The sequence below is a fragment of the Pedobacter montanisoli genome (genome assembly GCF_022809115.1).
Lineage (GTDB): Bacteria > Bacteroidota > Bacteroidia > Sphingobacteriales > Sphingobacteriaceae > Pedobacter > Pedobacter montanisoli.
The window spans coordinates 976,684-993,271 of the sequence record NZ_JALGBH010000001.1; the positions used below are offsets into that span (position 1 = coordinate 976,684).

The window sequence follows — 16,588 nt, forward strand, 5'->3', positions numbered from 1 at the left end:
CACCAGACTCTGTAGCTTTGGGCTTTCAAAAAACCAAAAGATATGAACAGTTTAAGTGAACGGAAACTTGATTTGAGCTATCTAAATCTAAAGCCCAAGACCGTTAAATACCAGCTAACGGTAGCCCAATTAGTAGAAGAGGCCCTTAAGAATGGTGAAGGTACTTTGGCAGATTCAGGAGCTTTAGCTATTGACACAGGTAAATTTACAGGAAGATCACCAAAAGATCGGTTTGTTGTTGCCGATGCATTAACAGAAGATACCGTATGGTGGGGTGATATCAACATTAAAATCTCCCAAGAGCATTTTGAGGGATTATATCAGAAAATGCTTCAGTTTATTGCACAAAAAGACGTATATGTAAGAGATGCATATGCTTGTGCCCATGAAGATTATAAAACCACAATCAGAGTTATTACCGAACATGCTTTTCAAAATCTGTTTGCCAATAACCTGTTTTTAAGATATGAGTCTGAAGAGCTTCCGGCTCAGCCTGAATGGACCATTATAGCTATGCCGTCTTTTATGGCTAATCCAGAAGTAGATGGAACCAGACAGGCAAACTTTTCTATCTTAAACTTTTCAAAAAAGATTATCATGATAGGAGGTACAGCATATACCGGAGAAATAAAAAAAGGTATTTTTTCTGTACTGAATTATATATTACCTACCCAAAGAAATACACTTTCAATGCACTGTTCTGCTAATGTTGGTATGGACGGAGATACTGCAATTTTCTTTGGCTTATCTGGAACAGGCAAAACCACACTTTCAGCAGATCCTAACAGGCCCCTTATTGGAGATGATGAGCATGGCTGGGGCGAAAATGGAGTGTTTAACTTTGAGGGAGGCTGTTATGCAAAATGCGTTGATCTAACCGCAGAAAAAGAACCTCAGATTTTTAATGCCATTAAATTCGGTGCATTACTAGAAAACATCAATTATTTTGAAAATACGCGTACAGTAGATTTTTCTAATATTGAAAAAACAGAGAATACCCGTGTGGCTTATCCATTAAATCATATCGAGAATGCAATTATTCCATCTGTAGGTCCTATTCCTAAAAATATATTTTTCTTAACTGCAGATGCTTTTGGCGTATTGCCTCCTATATCGAAATTAACTCCGGGGCAGGCTATGTTCCATTTTATTTCGGGTTATACCGCAAAAGTTGCCGGAACAGAGGCAGGAGTTACAGAGCCTCAGTTAACTTTTTCGGCATGTTTTGGAAAAGCATTTTTACCTCTTCATCCTGCACAATATGCTCAACTTTTAGGAGAGAAAATGAAAAAACATAAAGTGAATGTATGGCTAATTAATACCGGATGGAGTGGTGGGCCTTATGGCGTTGGCGACCGTATAAAACTTAAATATACAAGAGCAATGATCACCGCAGCTTTAAAAGGTAATCTGAATGATCAGAAATTTGTTGAGCATCCAGTATTTGGCTTAGCTATGCCAATTAGCTGTCCTGAAGTACCACATGAAGTTTTAAATCCAAGAAACACATGGGCCAATGCAGAAGCTTATGATGCAAAAGCTATAGAATTGGCAGAGGCTTTTGTAAATAACTTTAAACAATTTAGTGATTTGGCTGATGAAGAGATCCTTAGCGGTATGCCGAAAGTAGCCCAAAACATAAATTGAGTATGTTTTTTTGCTTAAAAATTTGCATTTAAATAAAATTTTGTCTTTAATTGCGAAAGATTGTCTCAAACGGGGCAATCTTTTTTAATTAAAGTGGGATTTAAGTGGTCATCGGGTAATGTAAAGAAATGATTGCGCAAGTAATATTTAATTTGATTTTTGAATCAAAATTATAAATTTGCTTCTGCAACGTTATTTTGCAGCTTTGTGTACACACAAAATTGAGTTATTAATTATTTAAAAATTAAAAAAACAAGTACTAAAACTAAAAATTAAAAAAATGGCAAACGCACCAAAACCAACAGCTGCTAAGAAAGAGAGCAGTGCAACAGCATCTAATTTATTTGCTACGCTTGTAATTCCTATTTGTTTAATAATCGGTATTGCATTATTTATTTTCGTATTGGGTAAACCAAGTAACTTTAACATCCCTGAAGATGTTGCTAAGAATAACAGTGCGTTATCTTTAGCGTTTTATAGCGATGATACCCACAGCTTTTTACCACATCCAGGAAACTACGGCGGTATGGCGTTTAAAGGTGGTTTTATCGTGCCTATCTTAATGGGTATGCTTTTAATGGTATTTGTGTTCTCAATCGAGCGCCTAATCGTAATTGGTAAAGCAACAGGTAAAGGTAGTTTAGAATCGTTCATCAAAAAAATCCAGTCTTTATTAAGTTCAGGTAACATCCAAGCTGCAGTTGCAGAGTGTGATAAACAACAAGGATCTGTAGCTAACGTAATCAAATCTGGTTTAAAAAAATATAGTGAAGTAGAAGCAGATACAAACTTAGACGTTGAACAATCTGTTGTAGCTATCCAAAAAGATATCGAAGAAGCTACTTCTTTAGAAATGCCAATGTTAGAGCAAAACTTAACTATCATTGCTACTTTGGTTTCTGTAGGTACATTAATGGGTCTATTAGGTACAGTAACAGGTATGATCAAAGCGTTTGGTGGTTTAGCTAACTCAGGAGCTCCGGATCAGGCAGCTTTAGCAACAGGTATCTCTGAAGCACTTATCAACACTGCTACAGGTATCAGTACTTCAACATTAGCTATTATCATGTATAACATCTTAACTTCTAAAATAGATAAATTAACTTACGCTATTGATGAAGCAGGATTTAGTATCATCCAGACTTACGCTAGTACACATAAATAAAAATTATTTTAATTTTTTTTGCCGGCTTTATGGAAAACCGGAAATGAAATCATCATTAGTTAAAAAATTATAATTTTTATATTATGCCTAGAGTAAAAGTTCCAAGAAAGAGTACAGCAGTAGATATGACCGCGATGTGCGATGTTGCATTCTTGTTGTTAACTTTCTTTATCTTAACGGCAACAGCTCGTCAACCCGATCCCTTAGAGATCACTACGCCTTCATCAACGGTACAATTTAAAGTGCCAGATAAAGACATTGCGATTGTAAGCATCGGTAAAGGAAAAGTTTTCCTTGAGATTGTTGGCCAGGATGTAAAGAAGTTAACTTTACAAAAAATGGGCAGCTTGTACAATGTGCCATTTACTGAAGAAGAAGCAAAACGCTTTTCTGTAGTATCTTCATTTGGTGTTCCATTCGGAAACTTGAAAAAGTTTTTAGCAATGAACGGTCAAGAGAGAGAGAAATCAGGCATTCAGGCGGGTATTCCTAATGACTCAACCGTTAATAACGAATTGTTTGAGTGGATTAAACAAGCACGTTTTGCTACTGCAGAATTACATGGAGTAGATATGCGTATCAGTATAAAAGGAAATGCCAACGAAGAATATCCTGCAATCAGAAAGGTTGTTGATTTACTTCAGAAACAAAAAATAAATAAGTTTAGTTTAATTACATCAGCCGAAGCAGGCGGTTCTAACTAAGAAATAATATGGCAGAATTAGACACCTCCGGCGGAGGCAAAAATAAAGGTGGTAAAGTAAGAAGTAAGAAACAATCTACCAAGGTTGATTTAACAGCAATGGTGGATTTAGCATTCCTTTTAATTACTTTCTTCATGCTAACCACATCTTTATCTAAACCTTCGGCAATGGATATAGCCAAGCCGGATAAAGATCCAAAAGATGAAAATAAACTGGAATTGAGACAGTCGCAAACCATGACTATATTATTAGGTAAAAATGACCGCATTGCTTGGTACATGGGAGAGGCTGGCAAATCAGCTCCAACTATTGAAGGTTTTAATGACATCCAATCTTCTTTATTGAAAAATAAACAAGAAGTGAAAGCAAAAACCGGGAAAGATATTATTGTTATTATTAAACCAACTGATGCGTCTACATATAAGAACTTTGTAGATATCATGGATGAGTTAAGTATAACTAAAACAAATATTAATGCACCGGCTATTGATGATGATCCTAACCATCTTTTAGATAGCGAGAAAGAATTTATGAAATCTAAAGGGATTTTATAAATAAGTATAAACAGATAAAAATATTAAGCAATGTCTAAAATAGATTTATTTAGTAAAGAATGGCTTGATGTTGTTTTCGAGAAAAAAAACAAGGCTTACGGAGCTTATGAGCTACGTCAGTCTAACGCTTGGAATACAACTAAGTCATTGTTTATAGCTTCGGCGATTTTCATTCTTCTATTTTTGGCGCCTAAGATTTACGCCTTGTTAAAAGGCTTAGCTCCTGAACCGCCACAAGAGAAAATGACTGAGGTAGTGATATCAACACCTCCGCCAATTAACCCGGAAGTGAAAACACCTCCGCCGGTTGAGCCGCCACCACCAAAGCAGGACCAGGTTAAGTTTCCTCCACCAGTTGTTAAACCAGATAACTTGGTACGTGATGAGGAACCGCCTAAAGCTGAGGATTTGAAAAAAGCAGATCCAGGACAAAAAACAGTTGAAGGAGATCCAACTGCTGATATCGTTCAGATTGCCCCTGTTGGAGAAGGACCTAAGCAAGCGCAGATTGTAGAGGATAACACCGTATATAACTTCGTAAGTATGGAAAACCCGCCAACATTCCCTGGAGGTATTGAAAAGTTCTATGACTTTTTAAGTAAGAATATCAAATACCCGCCAATGGCAGCTGAGAATAACATTCAAGGTAGTGTGTTTCTTTCATTCACCGTTGAAAAAGATGGTTCTTTGACAGATATTAAAGTAGAAAGAAAACTTGGCTATGGTACAGACGAAGAAGCCGTTCGTGTATTAAAGTTAAGTAAACGTTGGAATCCTGGTATGCAAAATGCTAAACCGGTTCGTGTGAAATATAACATTCCAATTAAATTTAGCTTACAGTAACCGTAAAGCATGTTTAATTTTAATAATTCAAGACAGAAATCGCCTCAAAAGCGATTTCTGTTTATTTTAGGCCTTGCCATGATGGTAATATATCTTGGCATAAGCATCGTGATACTTTTTTTTAACGAAGCCCTTTCATTAGATCCTGAACGCTTTCCACGCAATTATCAGATCGCATTTGGCATTTTATTAATCGTCTATGCCGCGTTCAGATTTTATAGGATACTAAAAGACAATAACGAGAACGAATGAGGATTTTGAATTTTAGTCTGGTTATATTGTTGCTGTTCGCTGCATCCTGCAATCGCAAACCTAAAACCGATAAAACTAAAGAAACCAGAACTTCTGGTTATACCACATTGTTGGTGGATGAATCTTTTTCAAGAATATTAGATGCCCAGATCAATGTATTTAATAGCGATTACCCGGATGCGAACATTAAGGTAATACCAGACAATGAAAATAAGATTATTCCCAGATTCTTAAACGGAGAAGTAGATATGTTAATCGCTTCGAGGATGTTGAAACCTTCAGAATTGAGCTATTACCGGAGAAAACAGATACCGGTATATACAGACCGGTTTGCCATTGATGGTATAGCACTTATTACTAATTCTGCCGACAGAGATTCAACCATAACTGTAGCTGATGTTCTTGACTTGATTAAAGGCACTTCTAAATCTAATAAAAAATTGGTTTTTGATAATGCTTATTCAAGCACTTTAAGATATTTTGTAGACTCTGCTAAGGTAACAGCTTTACCAAAACAGGGTGTATATACACTAGAAACCAATAATGACGTTATTAAGTATGTAGCAGAACACAATGACTTTATCGGTGTACTAGGTGTAAATTGGTTGTTAGAAAGTAACAAAAGTGTTGCTTCTTATTTGCCCAAAATTAAAATGCTGGCAGTGAAGAACCTGCCAGGTAAAAAAGGAGATGATAATTTTTATAAACCTACTCAAGAGAACCTAATTAATGGCAAATATCCCTTTTTACGTAACATTTATGTCATTAATGGAGAAGGAAGAAGTGGTTTAGGCACGGGATTTGCAAATTGGTTAGCTAGTCCCCGTGGACAGCTTATTGTGTTGAAGTCTGGATTAGGCCCACATAAAATTATGCCAAGAGAATTTAATTTGAAATCGAAGAACTAAAAAAAAATTATTAAACTTGAGAAAATAAATTAACTGTAAAGAAATCACATACATGCAGTAAAACTTATCTCAAAATTAACTAATAGAAAACAATGAAAATGATTAAGAAAACAGCAGCCCTTGTATTAGGGTTAGTATTGATGGGTGGAGCTGCCTCATTTGCTCAGAGTTTAGCCGATGCGAAAAAAGCTATTGATGCAGAACAGTATCAAAAAGCAACTTCTATGCTTAAAACATTAGTTGCGAACCAAGCTAAATCAGGAGATAACTATTATAATCTTGGTCGCGTTTATTTATTAACAGATGATGTTGACTCGGCTAAAATTGTATTTAATAATGGTGTAACGGCCGATGCTAAAAATCCTTTGAATTATGTAGGCTTAGGACAAGCTGATTTAATGCAAAATAATGCGGCGGCAGCCAAAGCTAATTTTGATAAAGCTATTCAATTAGGAGCAAAAAATTATCTAACCTACTTAGCTATAGGAAGAGCTTATATTGATCAAAAGAATCCTGATTATGTATCGGCCTTACCTAATTTGCAAAAAGCAGATGAGTTAGATTCTAAAGATAAAGATGCAGATGTATTTCTTGCGTTGGCAGATTACTGGGCTCAACAAAAGAAAAATACAGAGGCATATCCTCAATATTTAAGAGCTTTGGATATTAATCCAGCTTTATCTCGTGCCAATGTACAAATTGGAAAAATGTATAAAGAAGCTTATGCTTTCCCAGAATCAGAGGCGGCTTTGAAAAAAGTAATAGAAGCAGATCCTAATTATGGTCCGGCTTACCGTGAATTGGCTGAGTTAAATATGCAATGGTCAGATTTTGATCCTAAGAATGGAGCCGCTAAACGCAACGAAGCGTTAGAGAATTACAGAAAATATCTTGATTTAACAGATAAATCTTTTGAATCTCGTTTACGTTATGCTCAGTTCTTAGTTTATGCAAATGATTTCGCAACATTGGAAAAAGAAGTTGCAACTTTACAGGCACCAGACGCTAATAACCCTAAAACTTTTATCGTTACAAGGATGAGAGGTTATTCTGCTATAGAAAATAAAAACTATGAGCAAGGTATTAAATACATGAATGAGCTGTTTAACAGAAAACAAGATGCATCTCGTATCTTAGGTTCAGACTATTTATACTTAGGTAAAGCAGAGCAAGCCGTTGGACAAGATAGTTTGGCTTTCGTTAATATTACTAAAGCAATAGAATTAGACTCTACTAAATATGAAGCGTTAGGTGATTTGGCTAAAAAGTATTTTGACAATAAAAACTATAAAAAAGCTGCAGACGCTTATAGAATTCTTACAAAAGCCAATAGTAAGAACCCTAACTTAGCAATGGCTTATTTCTTCTTGGGTTACTCAAATTATTTTGATTATGCTTTTGCTGATCAGGCACATAAAAACCCAAGTAGAGATTTATTAGTAGAAGCTGATGCGGCTTATGCTAAAGTTATTGAAATGGCTCCTGATTATGAAAGCACATACATTCAGAGAGCTCGTGTAAATAAATTGTTAGATATCAAAGATAATGGCGAAAACCAAAAAGGATTAGCTATTCCATTCTATGAGAAATTTGTAGAATTGGTAACTGTAACTAAACCTGAAAAAGCTGCTCAGAATAGCAGAAACTTGATCGATGCATATAACAATATCGGACAGTTTTACGCAAATACTGATAAAGAAAAAGCTAAAGAATATTTTAACAAAACTTTAGCATTAGATCCACAAAACAGCTATGCAACAGAGAGTTTAAAAGCGTTATCTCCTGCACCAGCACCAGCTAAAAAAAGTCCAATTAAAAAGTAATTTTAAAATAAGGATAAAGAAGGCAGGGTTTGTAATCCTGCCTTTTTCTTTTAAATTTGCCACAAACTAAATTTAATATGGCAGCACAGAGTACAGCTCAAGATTTTATACCTATTATATTTCAGGTTATTGTTGCATTAGGATTTGTTGTGGTTACCCTTGTGGCAACCCACTTTTTAGGTCCTAAGCGTAAAACAAGCGATAAACTAACCCCTTTTGAATCGGGTATTAAAGTAGTTGGAAACGCACGTCAACCTTTTTCCATTAAGTATTTCTTGGTGGCAATTTTATTCGTGCTTTTTGATGTAGAGGTTATATTTATGTATCCCTGGGCTGTAAATTTTAGGGAGCTTGGCTGGAATGGAGTTATAGAAATGTTCATTTTTATGGCTACATTATTATTAGGCTTTATTTATATTCTCAAAAAGAGAGCTTTAGACTGGAATTAAGCAGGTTATTTAGATTGTTTCTAAATGATGTTAGCGTAATTCATTTGGAGCTAAATATTGTAAATTTGTTGCTTGTCCAAGCCAGCTTGGATAAGCATTTTTGTTTAAAACATGAGTGAAATTAAGATAGTTGAAGCCCCTCCGGGTATTGAAGGCTCAGGCTTTTTTGCCACTTCTTTAGATAAGGTGATTGGTTTGGCCCGTTCACATTCATTATGGCCTTTGCCATTTGCAACTTCATGTTGTGGTATAGAGTTTATGGCAACGATGGGCTCTCATTATGATTTTGGTCGTTTTGGTGCAGAGCGATTAAGCTTTTCGCCCCGTCAGGCAGATGTTTTAATGGTAATGGGAACCATCGCAAAGAAAATGGGGCCCGTATTAAAGCAAGTTTACTTACAAATGGCTGAGCCACGTTGGGTAATGGCTGTGGGTGCATGTGCATCAAGCGGAGGTATTTTTGATACATATTCGGTTTTACAGGGTATTGATGAAATTATCCCTGTAGATGTTTATGTGCCGGGCTGTCCGCCTAGACCAGAAGCAATCTTAGATGGCTTTCAGCGTATCCAAGATTTGGTAAAAAATGAATCGGGTAGAAGAAGATATTCTCCTCAATATAAAGAAATGTTAGCTGGATACGGAATACAATAATGGCTAAAGCAACGAATACAGAATTAATCGATCTGCTTGGAGAGAAATTTGGAGAGCAGCTTTTTGATGTGTCAGAGCCTTATGGCTTACTAACTTTCTCTACAACTAAAGACAGAATAATAGATGTTTTAACCTTTCTAAAGGAAAACACAATTATAAACTTTAATTTTTTAACTGATATTACAGCAGTACATTACCCTGAGAAAGAGCTGATTGCTGTAGTTTATCATTTACATAGCATGGTAAATGGGATAAGATTAAGGTTAAAGGTTTTTATTCATGAAAATGATCCTCGTATTGCCAGTGCCACTGCTCTTTGGAATTCTGCAAACTGGATGGAGAGGGAAACCTATGACTTTTTCGGAGTAAAATTTGAAGGGCATCCTGATCTGAGGAGAATTTTAAATATGGATGATTTAGGTGTACATCCAATGTTAAAACAATATCCTTTAGAAGACCCTAACAGGGTAGATAAAAAGGATGAATTTTTTGGTAGATAACAAATGAAACATAATAATCAACCGATTTTCACAGACAACGATCCTCAAAATGAGTTGGTAACCCTTAATTTGGGGCCTACACACCCTGCAACGCATGGTGTGTTTCAAAATGTAGTTCAGTTGGATGGAGAGCGCATTGTGAGTGGCGTTTCTACTATAGGATATATTCACCGGGCGTTTGAGAAAATTGCAGAACACAGACCCTTTTATCAGATAACACCGCTTACTGATCGTTTGAACTATTGCTCGTCACCTATTAATAATATGGGGTGGCATATGACAGTTGAAAAACTGTTAAATATCAAAACACCAAAAAGAGTAGATTATCTGAGGGTGATTATCATGGAGTTGTCGCGTATTGCAGATCATATCATTTGTAATACCATCATAGCCCAAGATACAGGAGCAACTACTCCTTTCTTATATTTCTTCCAGTTTAGGGAACATATCTACGAAATTTTTGAGGAAATATGTGGAGCACGCTTAACTACAAATATTGGACGTATCGGTGGATTAGAAAGAGATTTTAATGATGCTGCATTTGCTAAAATCAACAAATTTATAGCTGCTTTTCCTAAAGCATTGCGTGAGTTTGAAAGTCTTTTAAACCGCAATCGTATTTTTATAGATCGTACAGCCGGCGTAGCAGAGGTTACACAGGAAACGGCTCTTAGTTACGGTTGGACAGGTCCTTTGTTAAGATCTACAGGTGTTGATTACGATGTGCGTATAAGTGAACCTTATTCATCATATGAGGATTTCAATTTTGAGATCCCAGTAGGAACCAGCGGTGATATTTACGATAGATACCTGGTTAGAAATGAAGAGATGTGGCAGAGCCATAGTCTTATTCAGCAGGCTTTAGAAAAGATTAAATCAGAACCTAAAGGAATCTTTCATGCAGATGTGCCAGATTTTTACCTGCCAGGAAAAGAAGAGGTTTATAACAATATGGAGGCATTGATCTATCACTTTAAAATTGTGATGGGCGAAATTGATGCGCCAAAAGCAGAAGTTTATCATGCTGTTGAAGGCGGAAATGGTGAATTGGGTTTTTACCTGATCAACGACGGAGGAAGAAGTCCTTATCGTTTGCATTTTAGAAGACCGAGCTTTATTAATTATTCTATGTTTGCAAAAATGAGCGAAGGTATGTTGTTATCAGATGCCATTATAAACATGAGTAGTATGAACATTATTGCAGGAGAATTAGATGCTTAAAGTAGAAGAAACACAACCTGTAGAATTTTCATCGGCTTTAATAGCAAAGCTTGATGAAGTTGTAAAACGTTATCCGGAAGGCAGGCAAAAATCTGCTTTGCTGCCTATTTTACATTTAGTGCAGGCAGAATATGGCTGGACAAGTGTGCCGGCAATGGATAAAGTAGCTGAATATCTTAATATACAACCCATTGAGGTTTATGAAGTAGCATCTTTTTACACGATGTACTTTTTAGAACCTAAAGGGAAATATGTTTTAGAGGTTTGCAGAACAGGGCCTTGCTGTTTGGTAGGAGCCGAAAAAATCATGCAGCATATAGAAAATAGACTAGGTGTAAAAGAAGGAGAGATTACTGCTGATGGTATGTTTAGCTGGAGAGGAGTAGAGTGCCTAGCTGCATGCGGATTTGGGCCGGTTCTACAAATCGGACCTGAATATACATTTTATGAAAATTTAACCGAGCAATCGGTTGATCAATTGATAGACGATTTAAAAAATAAAGATTTGCGACAATAGATTTGAGCATTGAGATTGGACCTTTAGTTTCACATCTCATATCTCACATCTCATATCTAGAAAAATGGGACGTAAACTATTATTAGAACATATAAATGTGCCAGGCATTCACACGCTTGAAGTATATCGTCAAAAGGGTGGATATCGGTCGGTAGAGAAAGCGCTTAAAACCATGACTGCTGATGATGTGGTAGAAGAAGTGAAGAAATCTGGTTTGAGAGGTCGTGGTGGTGCGGGTTTTCCTACAGGGATGAAATGGAGCTTTTTGGCAAAGCCAGAAGGAGTGCCTCGTTATTTGGTGTGTAATGGTGACGAGTCTGAACCTGGTACTTTCAAGGATAGATACTTGATGACACACATTCCTCATGCTTTAATTGAAGGTATGATTGTATCGAGTTATGCCTTGGGTGCAAATACTTCTTATATCTATGTAAGAGGTGAAATGATGCCTCAGATCAGGATATTAGAAAAAGCCATTGAAGAGGCTAAAGCCGCAGGATTATTAGGTAAAAATATTTTAGGTACTGGTTATGATCTTGAGCTGTATGTTCAGCCGGGTGGTGGTGCATACATTTGCGGAGAGGAAACAGCACTTTTAGAATCGCTGGAAGGAAAAAGAGGAAATCCTCGTATTAAACCTCCATTTCCGGCTATAGCAGGTTTATATGGTTGCCCAACTGTGGTTAACAATGTAGAGTCTATTGCCGCTGTAGTTCCAATTGTAAATGATGGTGGTGATGAATATGCCAAAATAGGTATAGGAAGAAGTACAGGAACAAAATTGATATCTGCTTCGGGTAATTTAGTTAAGCCTGGGGTTTATGAAATAGAATTAGGTTTACCGGTAGAAGAATTTATCTATTCAGATGAATATTGTGGTGGTATAGCAAACGGTAAGCGATTAAAAGCTACTGTAGCCGGAGGCTCTTCAGTTCCTATCTTGCCTGCTAATTTAACTCTTAAATTGGCTAATGGCGAACCTCGATTAATGAGTTACGAATCTTTATCAGAAGGCGGATTTGCAACCGGAACCATGTTAGGCTCAGGTGGATTTATTGCTTTTGATGAAGATCAGTGTATTGTAAGAAATACTTGGAATTTCTCTCGTTTTTATCACCATGAAAGTTGTGGTCAATGTTCACCATGTAGGGAAGGAACAGGATGGCTGGAGAAAATTCTTCATAAGATTGAGTATGGACATGGCACCCTGGATGACATTGATTTATTGTGGGATGTTCAACGAAAAATAGAAGGAAACACGATTTGTCCATTGGGTGATGCTGCTGCATGGCCTGTTGCTGCTGCTATTCGTCATTTCAGAGATGAATTTGAATGGCATATAAAAGAGCCGGTAAAAAGCCAGACCAGCAATTATGGATTAGCTGATTATGCAAATCCGATTGAAAAGACTCCGGAGGAAGTTAAAAGTCAAAATTAAAAAGTCAAAAAATGTCTGAAGAAAAGGCATACGATATAAAGATAAGAGCTTATCATTTTTCAAAAGCTATTATTAATCTGATATCTAAAGCAAAATTCGACAGATTGTACTTTTCAATTATAGACCAATTATTAAGAAGTTCAACTTCCATAGGTGCAAATGTAGTAGAAGCAAAAGCGGGAAGTTCAAGAAAAGATTTTAGAAATTTCTATACAATAGCACTAAAATCTGCAAATGAAACTAAATATTGGCTCTGTTTAGTGAGAGATACAGAGGTAATAGAAGTGGATAGGATGGTAGTAAAAGAATTATTAAAAGAGGTAGATGAAATATCGAAAATAATCGCCTCAATAATAATTAACATAAATAAAGAATAGGTTAAAAACTTAGATGTTTTTAATTTTAAATTTTCACTTTTGACTTAAAGAATGAGTGATTTAGTTAAAGTAACCATAGATGGAATAACGGTAGAAGTAGAACCGGGTACAACTATTCTAAATGCTGCAAGGCAAATAGGAGGAGATATTGTGCCGCCTGCAATGTGCTATTATTCAAAACTTAAAGGTAGTGGTGGAAAATGCCGTACCTGTATTGTAAAAGTAAGTAAAGGTTCTGAAAAAGATCCTAGGCCAATGCCTAAGCTGGTAGCTTCTTGTCGCACTACGGTTATGGACGGTATGGAAGTTCAAAATATAACTTCGCCAGAAGTACTTGAAGCCCGTGCGGGAGTTGTAGAGATTTTATTAATCAATCACCCTCTAGATTGCCCTGTTTGTGATCAGGCTGGAGAATGCGATTTACAGAATTTAAGTTACGAGCATGGTTTGCAGAAAACCAGATATGAGTTTGAACGCAGAACTTTTGACAGGATAGATATAGGAGATAAGATACAGTTACACATGAACCGTTGCATCTTATGCTACCGTTGTGTGTTTACTGCAGATCAAATTACCGACAAACGCGTTCATGGAATTTTAAACCGTGGCGACCATTCTGAGATTTCTACTTATATCCAAAATGCGGTAGACAATGATTTCTCAGGAAACGTTATCGATGTATGCCCTGTAGGTGCTTTAACCGATAAAACTTTCCGTTTTAAAAATCGCGTTTGGTTTACCAAACCAGTTGATGCACATAGAAACTGCAACCACGAAAAATGTAATGGGAAGGTAACCCTTTGGTATAAAGGCGAAGATGTTTTACGTGTTACAGCGAGAAAAGATCAATTTGGAGAAGTAGAAGAGTTTATCTGTAACGAGTGTCGCTTCGATAAAAAGAAAACTTCTGATTGGACATTGGAACATCCAACTCATATATCAGATACATCGGTAATTTCATCAAATCATTACGAAACATTTAAACCGCTTCCGGTAATTAAAGAAAATCCTGAATTACAGGCGGCTAATAAAATTGAGTTAGAAAAAACAACCAAGTTTTAATGGATACTAATTTTGTTATAGAAAAATTTATACTGGTAACAGTAATTTTTGCAATCAGCTTAGTTATTGCCATGTACTCTACTTACGCCGAACGTAAAGTTGCTGCATTCTTGCAAGATCGTTTAGGGCCAGACAGAGCAGGGCCTTTTGGTATTTTACAGCCTTTGGCTGATGGTGTCAAAATGTTCATGAAAGAAGAGATTATACCGAGCAGTTCAAATAAATGGTTGTTTTTAGTTGGTCCTGGGCTGGCTATGTTGTGTGCTTGTATAGGTACCGCAGTAATACCGTGGGGGCAAGATATTACCATAAATGGAAAAGTAATGCCTTTGCAGGTTACAGATATCAATGTTGGCCTGTTGTATATTTTTGGTGTAGTTTCTTTGGGTGTTTATGGAATTATGATTGGCGGGTGGGCGTCAAATAATAAATTCTCTTTATTAAGTGCTATTCGTGCTGCTTCACAAAACATTAGCTATGAAATAGCCATGGGGCTATCAATCATTGCGCTTTTATTGGTAACCAATACATTAAGCTTAAAAAGTATAGTTGAACAACAGAGTAGCTGGCATTGGAATGTCATATATCAACCATTAGGTTTCTTGATCTTTATGGTATGTTCATTTGCAGAGACCAATCGTGCACCTTTTGACTTGCCTGAGTGTGAGGCAGAGTTAAACGGAGGTTATCATATGGAGTATTCATCAATGAAGTTAGGTTTCTACCTTTTTGCAGAGTACATCAATATGTTTGTTTCTTCAACTGTAATGGCTACACTTTATTTTGGAGGATATAACTATCCGGGTATGGATTATATGGCTACCATTTTAGGGCCATTCTGGGCTCCTTTGTTTGGTTCATTCATATTTTTCATGAAAATATTTGCATTCATCTTCTTTTTTATGTGGGTGCGTTGGACCATTCCGCGTTTCCGCTATGATCAGCTGATGAATTTAGGCTGGAAGGTTTTAATTCCTTTGGCTATTGCAAATATTGTTATTACAGGTATTGTTATCGCATTAGTAAATAATTTTTAATGGAATCATTAAGTAATAAGAAAAAGGTATTAGAGCAAAAGTCGCTCAATTTGGCAGAGAGAATGTATTTACCTGTCATTGCGAAAGGCTTGGCTACTACTATTAGTCACTTTTTCAAAAAAAGTGCAACCATTAAATATCCTGAGCAGGAAAGAGAATTTTCACTGAACTGGAGAGGTATGCATTCTTTAAAAAGAGACGAGGAGGGTAGAGAACGTTGTACGGCTTGTGGATTATGTGCGTTATCATGTCCTGCAGAAGCGATTACAATGATTGCTGCTGAACGTAAGAACGACGAAAAACATTTATATAGAGAAGAAAAATATGCAGTGGTTTATGAAATAAACATGTTGCGTTGCATTTTCTGTGGTTTATGTGAGGAAGCATGTCCAAAAGAAGCAATCTATCTTGACGGACCTATTGTTCCGGCAGATTATTTACGTAAAAACTTTATTTACGGTAAAGATAAACTGGTAGAAGCCCCTTTGGAGGTAAAATAATTTTAAAAAGCCGTCATGCTGAATTTAGTTCAGCATCTGCGAGGAAGATTCTGAAACAAGTTCAGCATGACGAAGAGACTAACAACTAAATAAAAATTAATGGGTACATCAGTATTCTATTTTGTAGCAACATTAAGTATATTCTTTGCTTTAATGGTGATTTTTGCTAAAAATCCCATTCATAGTGTATTATACTTAATCTTAACGTTCTTTACGTTTACTGTGCACTATGTTCTACTTAATGCACAATTTTTGGCCGTAGTTAATTTTATTGTCTATATGGGAGCTATCATGGTACTCTTTTTATTTGTACTGATGCTACTCAATCTCAATAAAGAAAATGAACCGAATAAAACTGCTCTAATTAAAGTTATAGGCGTAGTTGCCGGGGGTTGTTTATTCATAACCCTTGCAGGATCATTAAAAGCGGTATCAATCAATAATCCTTTAACATTGAGTAACCCTAATATTGGTTTGGTAGAGAATTTAGGCAAAGAGCTTTTTGGGCCTTTTATGCTGCCTTTTGAGCTTTCGTCTATCTTGTTATTAAGTGCAATGGTTGGGGCTGTATTGTTAACAAAAAAAGAAGAAAAAGATAATGGGTAACATAGTTGAAACCATGCAAACAGTACCACTAAATCATTATATATGGTTTTGTGCAGCTATTTTTACGATTGGCGTAATAGGCGTTCTGATACGTAGAAATGCCATCGTTATCTTCATGTCTGTAGAGTTAATGTTAAATGCGGTGAACTTGCTATTGGCAGCGTTTTCAGTGCATCATAATGATCCTTCAGGACAGGTTTTTGTATTCTTTATCATGGCTTTGGCTGCTGCAGAAGTTGCAATAGGCCTAAGTATAATTGTAATGGTGTACAGGAATACGCAATCAATAGATATTAACGTGTTAAACCGCCTTAAGTGGTAATTTTATTAT

At 36.3% G+C, this 16,588-nt stretch carries 20 protein-coding genes; all 20 read left to right on the forward strand.

Annotation, left to right across the window (positions count from 1 at the left end; genetic code table 11):
- Positions 1–42: 42 nt before the first annotated feature.
- The 20 genes from pckA to nuoK all read left to right on the forward strand — a co-directional run bounded on the left by pckA (position 43) and on the right by nuoK (position 16,579).
- Positions 43–1,647, forward strand: coding sequence for a phosphoenolpyruvate carboxykinase (ATP) (gene pckA, locus MMF97_RS04250; protein ID WP_243359632.1), 1,605 nt, complete (start codon positions 43–45; stop codon positions 1,645–1,647).
- Between the two features lie 280 nt (positions 1,648–1,927).
- Entirely contained in the window at positions 1,928–2,812 is an 885-nt protein-coding gene (locus MMF97_RS04255) for a MotA/TolQ/ExbB proton channel family protein (protein ID WP_243359634.1), read from the forward strand.
- 83 nt (positions 2,813–2,895) lie between these two features.
- The gene (locus MMF97_RS04260; RefSeq protein ID WP_243359636.1) at positions 2,896–3,516 is read left to right on the forward strand and encodes an ExbD/TolR family protein; all 621 of its coding nucleotides are present in this window, start codon (positions 2,896–2,898) and stop codon (positions 3,514–3,516) included.
- An 8-nt stretch (positions 3,517–3,524) separates the two neighbouring features.
- A complete protein-coding gene (locus MMF97_RS04265) occupies positions 3,525–4,070 on the forward strand; it encodes an ExbD/TolR family protein (RefSeq protein WP_243359638.1) in 546 nt (181 codons plus the stop codon).
- A 30-nt stretch (positions 4,071–4,100) separates the two neighbouring features.
- On the forward strand, positions 4,101–4,913 hold the full coding sequence (locus tag MMF97_RS04270) for an energy transducer TonB (RefSeq protein ID WP_243359655.1): 813 nt from the start codon (positions 4,101–4,103) through the stop codon (positions 4,911–4,913).
- A 9-nt stretch (positions 4,914–4,922) separates the two neighbouring features.
- Positions 4,923–5,165, forward strand: a complete 243-nt coding sequence (locus tag MMF97_RS04275) for a hypothetical protein (protein WP_243359657.1) — start codon at positions 4,923–4,925, stop codon at positions 5,163–5,165.
- Positions 5,162–6,073, forward strand: a complete 912-nt coding sequence (locus tag MMF97_RS04280) for a PstS family phosphate ABC transporter substrate-binding protein (protein WP_243359660.1) — start codon at positions 5,162–5,164, stop codon at positions 6,071–6,073. The genes MMF97_RS04275 and MMF97_RS04280 overlap by 4 nt, the downstream gene beginning before the upstream one ends.
- Positions 6,074–6,165: 92 nt before the next feature.
- Positions 6,166–7,896 (forward strand): tetratricopeptide repeat protein, encoded by a 1,731-nt coding sequence (locus MMF97_RS04285; RefSeq protein WP_243359661.1) that lies wholly within the window; start codon positions 6,166–6,168, stop codon positions 7,894–7,896.
- A gap of 77 nt (positions 7,897–7,973) precedes the next feature.
- On the forward strand, positions 7,974–8,345 hold the full coding sequence (locus MMF97_RS04290) for an NADH-quinone oxidoreductase subunit A (protein ID WP_243359662.1): 372 nt from the start codon (positions 7,974–7,976) through the stop codon (positions 8,343–8,345).
- 111 nt (positions 8,346–8,456) lie between these two features.
- Positions 8,457–8,999 carry an NADH-quinone oxidoreductase subunit B gene (locus MMF97_RS04295; protein ID WP_243359663.1) on the forward strand — a complete coding sequence of 181 codons (543 nt, stop codon included), beginning with the start codon at positions 8,457–8,459 and terminating at the stop codon, positions 8,997–8,999.
- Entirely contained in the window at positions 8,999–9,499 is a 501-nt protein-coding gene (locus MMF97_RS04300) for an NADH-quinone oxidoreductase subunit C (RefSeq protein WP_243359664.1), read from the forward strand. Before MMF97_RS04295 ends, MMF97_RS04300 begins: the two co-directional genes overlap by 1 nt.
- Before the next feature lie 3 nt (positions 9,500–9,502).
- Positions 9,503–10,720 carry an NADH-quinone oxidoreductase subunit D gene (locus tag MMF97_RS04305; RefSeq protein WP_243359666.1) on the forward strand — a complete coding sequence of 406 codons (1,218 nt, stop codon included), beginning with the start codon at positions 9,503–9,505 and terminating at the stop codon, positions 10,718–10,720.
- The gene (locus MMF97_RS04310; protein ID WP_243359675.1) at positions 10,713–11,237 is read left to right on the forward strand and encodes an NADH-quinone oxidoreductase subunit NuoE family protein; all 525 of its coding nucleotides are present in this window, start codon (positions 10,713–10,715) and stop codon (positions 11,235–11,237) included. Before MMF97_RS04305 ends, MMF97_RS04310 begins: the two co-directional genes overlap by 8 nt.
- 64 nt (positions 11,238–11,301) lie before the next feature.
- Positions 11,302–12,675 (forward strand): NADH-quinone oxidoreductase subunit NuoF, encoded by a 1,374-nt coding sequence (nuoF, locus tag MMF97_RS04315; RefSeq protein ID WP_243359678.1) that lies wholly within the window; start codon positions 11,302–11,304, stop codon positions 12,673–12,675.
- 11 nt (positions 12,676–12,686) lie between these two features.
- Positions 12,687–13,052: a four helix bundle protein gene (locus tag MMF97_RS04320; RefSeq protein WP_243359687.1), complete on the forward strand. Its 366-nt coding sequence runs from the start codon at positions 12,687–12,689 to the stop codon at positions 13,050–13,052.
- A 51-nt stretch (positions 13,053–13,103) separates the two neighbouring features.
- Positions 13,104–14,114 (forward strand): 2Fe-2S iron-sulfur cluster-binding protein, encoded by a 1,011-nt coding sequence (locus MMF97_RS04325; RefSeq protein WP_243359689.1) that lies wholly within the window; start codon positions 13,104–13,106, stop codon positions 14,112–14,114.
- Complete coding sequence (gene nuoH / locus MMF97_RS04330) at positions 14,114–15,151, forward strand: NADH-quinone oxidoreductase subunit NuoH (protein ID WP_243359691.1); 1,038 nt, start codon at positions 14,114–14,116, stop codon at positions 15,149–15,151. The genes MMF97_RS04325 and nuoH overlap by 1 nt, the downstream gene beginning before the upstream one ends.
- A complete protein-coding gene (locus MMF97_RS04335; RefSeq protein WP_243359694.1) occupies positions 15,151–15,651 on the forward strand; it encodes a NuoI/complex I 23 kDa subunit family protein in 501 nt (166 codons plus the stop codon). Before nuoH ends, MMF97_RS04335 begins: the two co-directional genes overlap by 1 nt.
- A 99-nt stretch (positions 15,652–15,750) precedes the next feature.
- Positions 15,751–16,257 (forward strand): NADH-quinone oxidoreductase subunit J family protein, encoded by a 507-nt coding sequence (locus MMF97_RS04340; protein WP_243359696.1) that lies wholly within the window; start codon positions 15,751–15,753, stop codon positions 16,255–16,257.
- Positions 16,250–16,579, forward strand: coding sequence for an NADH-quinone oxidoreductase subunit NuoK (gene nuoK, locus MMF97_RS04345; RefSeq protein ID WP_243359697.1), 330 nt, complete (start codon positions 16,250–16,252; stop codon positions 16,577–16,579). Before MMF97_RS04340 ends, nuoK begins: the two co-directional genes overlap by 8 nt.
- The last annotated feature ends 9 nt before the right edge of the window (positions 16,580–16,588 follow it).

What these genes read in the sequence shown, in the direction of transcription:
- MMF97_RS04285 (WP_243359661.1), top strand. Translation starts at nt 6,166, where the DNA reads ATGAAAATGATTAAGAAAACAGCAGCCCTTGTATTAGGGTTAGTATTG.
- MMF97_RS04320 (WP_243359687.1), top strand. Translation starts at nt 12,687, where the DNA reads ATGTCTGAAGAAAAGGCATACGATATAAAGATAAGAGCTTATCATTTT.
- MMF97_RS04280 (WP_243359660.1), top strand. Translation starts at nt 5,162, where the DNA reads ATGAGGATTTTGAATTTTAGTCTGGTTATATTGTTGCTGTTCGCTGCA.
- MMF97_RS04255 (WP_243359634.1), top strand. Translation starts at nt 1,928, where the DNA reads ATGGCAAACGCACCAAAACCAACAGCTGCTAAGAAAGAGAGCAGTGCA.
- MMF97_RS04310 (WP_243359675.1), top strand. Translation starts at nt 10,713, where the DNA reads ATGCTTAAAGTAGAAGAAACACAACCTGTAGAATTTTCATCGGCTTTA.
- MMF97_RS04340 (WP_243359696.1), top strand. Translation starts at nt 15,751, where the DNA reads ATGGGTACATCAGTATTCTATTTTGTAGCAACATTAAGTATATTCTTT.
- MMF97_RS04335 (WP_243359694.1), top strand. Translation starts at nt 15,151, where the DNA reads ATGGAATCATTAAGTAATAAGAAAAAGGTATTAGAGCAAAAGTCGCTC.
- nuoF (WP_243359678.1), top strand. Translation starts at nt 11,302, where the DNA reads ATGGGACGTAAACTATTATTAGAACATATAAATGTGCCAGGCATTCAC.
- MMF97_RS04260 (WP_243359636.1), top strand. Translation starts at nt 2,896, where the DNA reads ATGCCTAGAGTAAAAGTTCCAAGAAAGAGTACAGCAGTAGATATGACC.
- MMF97_RS04270 (WP_243359655.1), top strand. Translation starts at nt 4,101, where the DNA reads ATGTCTAAAATAGATTTATTTAGTAAAGAATGGCTTGATGTTGTTTTC.
- MMF97_RS04275 (WP_243359657.1), top strand. Translation starts at nt 4,923, where the DNA reads ATGTTTAATTTTAATAATTCAAGACAGAAATCGCCTCAAAAGCGATTT.
- nuoK (WP_243359697.1), top strand. Translation starts at nt 16,250, where the DNA reads ATGGGTAACATAGTTGAAACCATGCAAACAGTACCACTAAATCATTAT.
- MMF97_RS04305 (WP_243359666.1), top strand. Translation starts at nt 9,503, where the DNA reads ATGAAACATAATAATCAACCGATTTTCACAGACAACGATCCTCAAAAT.
- MMF97_RS04300 (WP_243359664.1), top strand. Translation starts at nt 8,999, where the DNA reads ATGGCTAAAGCAACGAATACAGAATTAATCGATCTGCTTGGAGAGAAA.
- MMF97_RS04265 (WP_243359638.1), top strand. Translation starts at nt 3,525, where the DNA reads ATGGCAGAATTAGACACCTCCGGCGGAGGCAAAAATAAAGGTGGTAAA.
- pckA (WP_243359632.1), top strand. Translation starts at nt 43, where the DNA reads ATGAACAGTTTAAGTGAACGGAAACTTGATTTGAGCTATCTAAATCTA.
- nuoH (WP_243359691.1), top strand. Translation starts at nt 14,114, where the DNA reads ATGGATACTAATTTTGTTATAGAAAAATTTATACTGGTAACAGTAATT.
- MMF97_RS04325 (WP_243359689.1), top strand. Translation starts at nt 13,104, where the DNA reads ATGAGTGATTTAGTTAAAGTAACCATAGATGGAATAACGGTAGAAGTA.
- MMF97_RS04295 (WP_243359663.1), top strand. Translation starts at nt 8,457, where the DNA reads ATGAGTGAAATTAAGATAGTTGAAGCCCCTCCGGGTATTGAAGGCTCA.
- MMF97_RS04290 (WP_243359662.1), top strand. Translation starts at nt 7,974, where the DNA reads ATGGCAGCACAGAGTACAGCTCAAGATTTTATACCTATTATATTTCAG.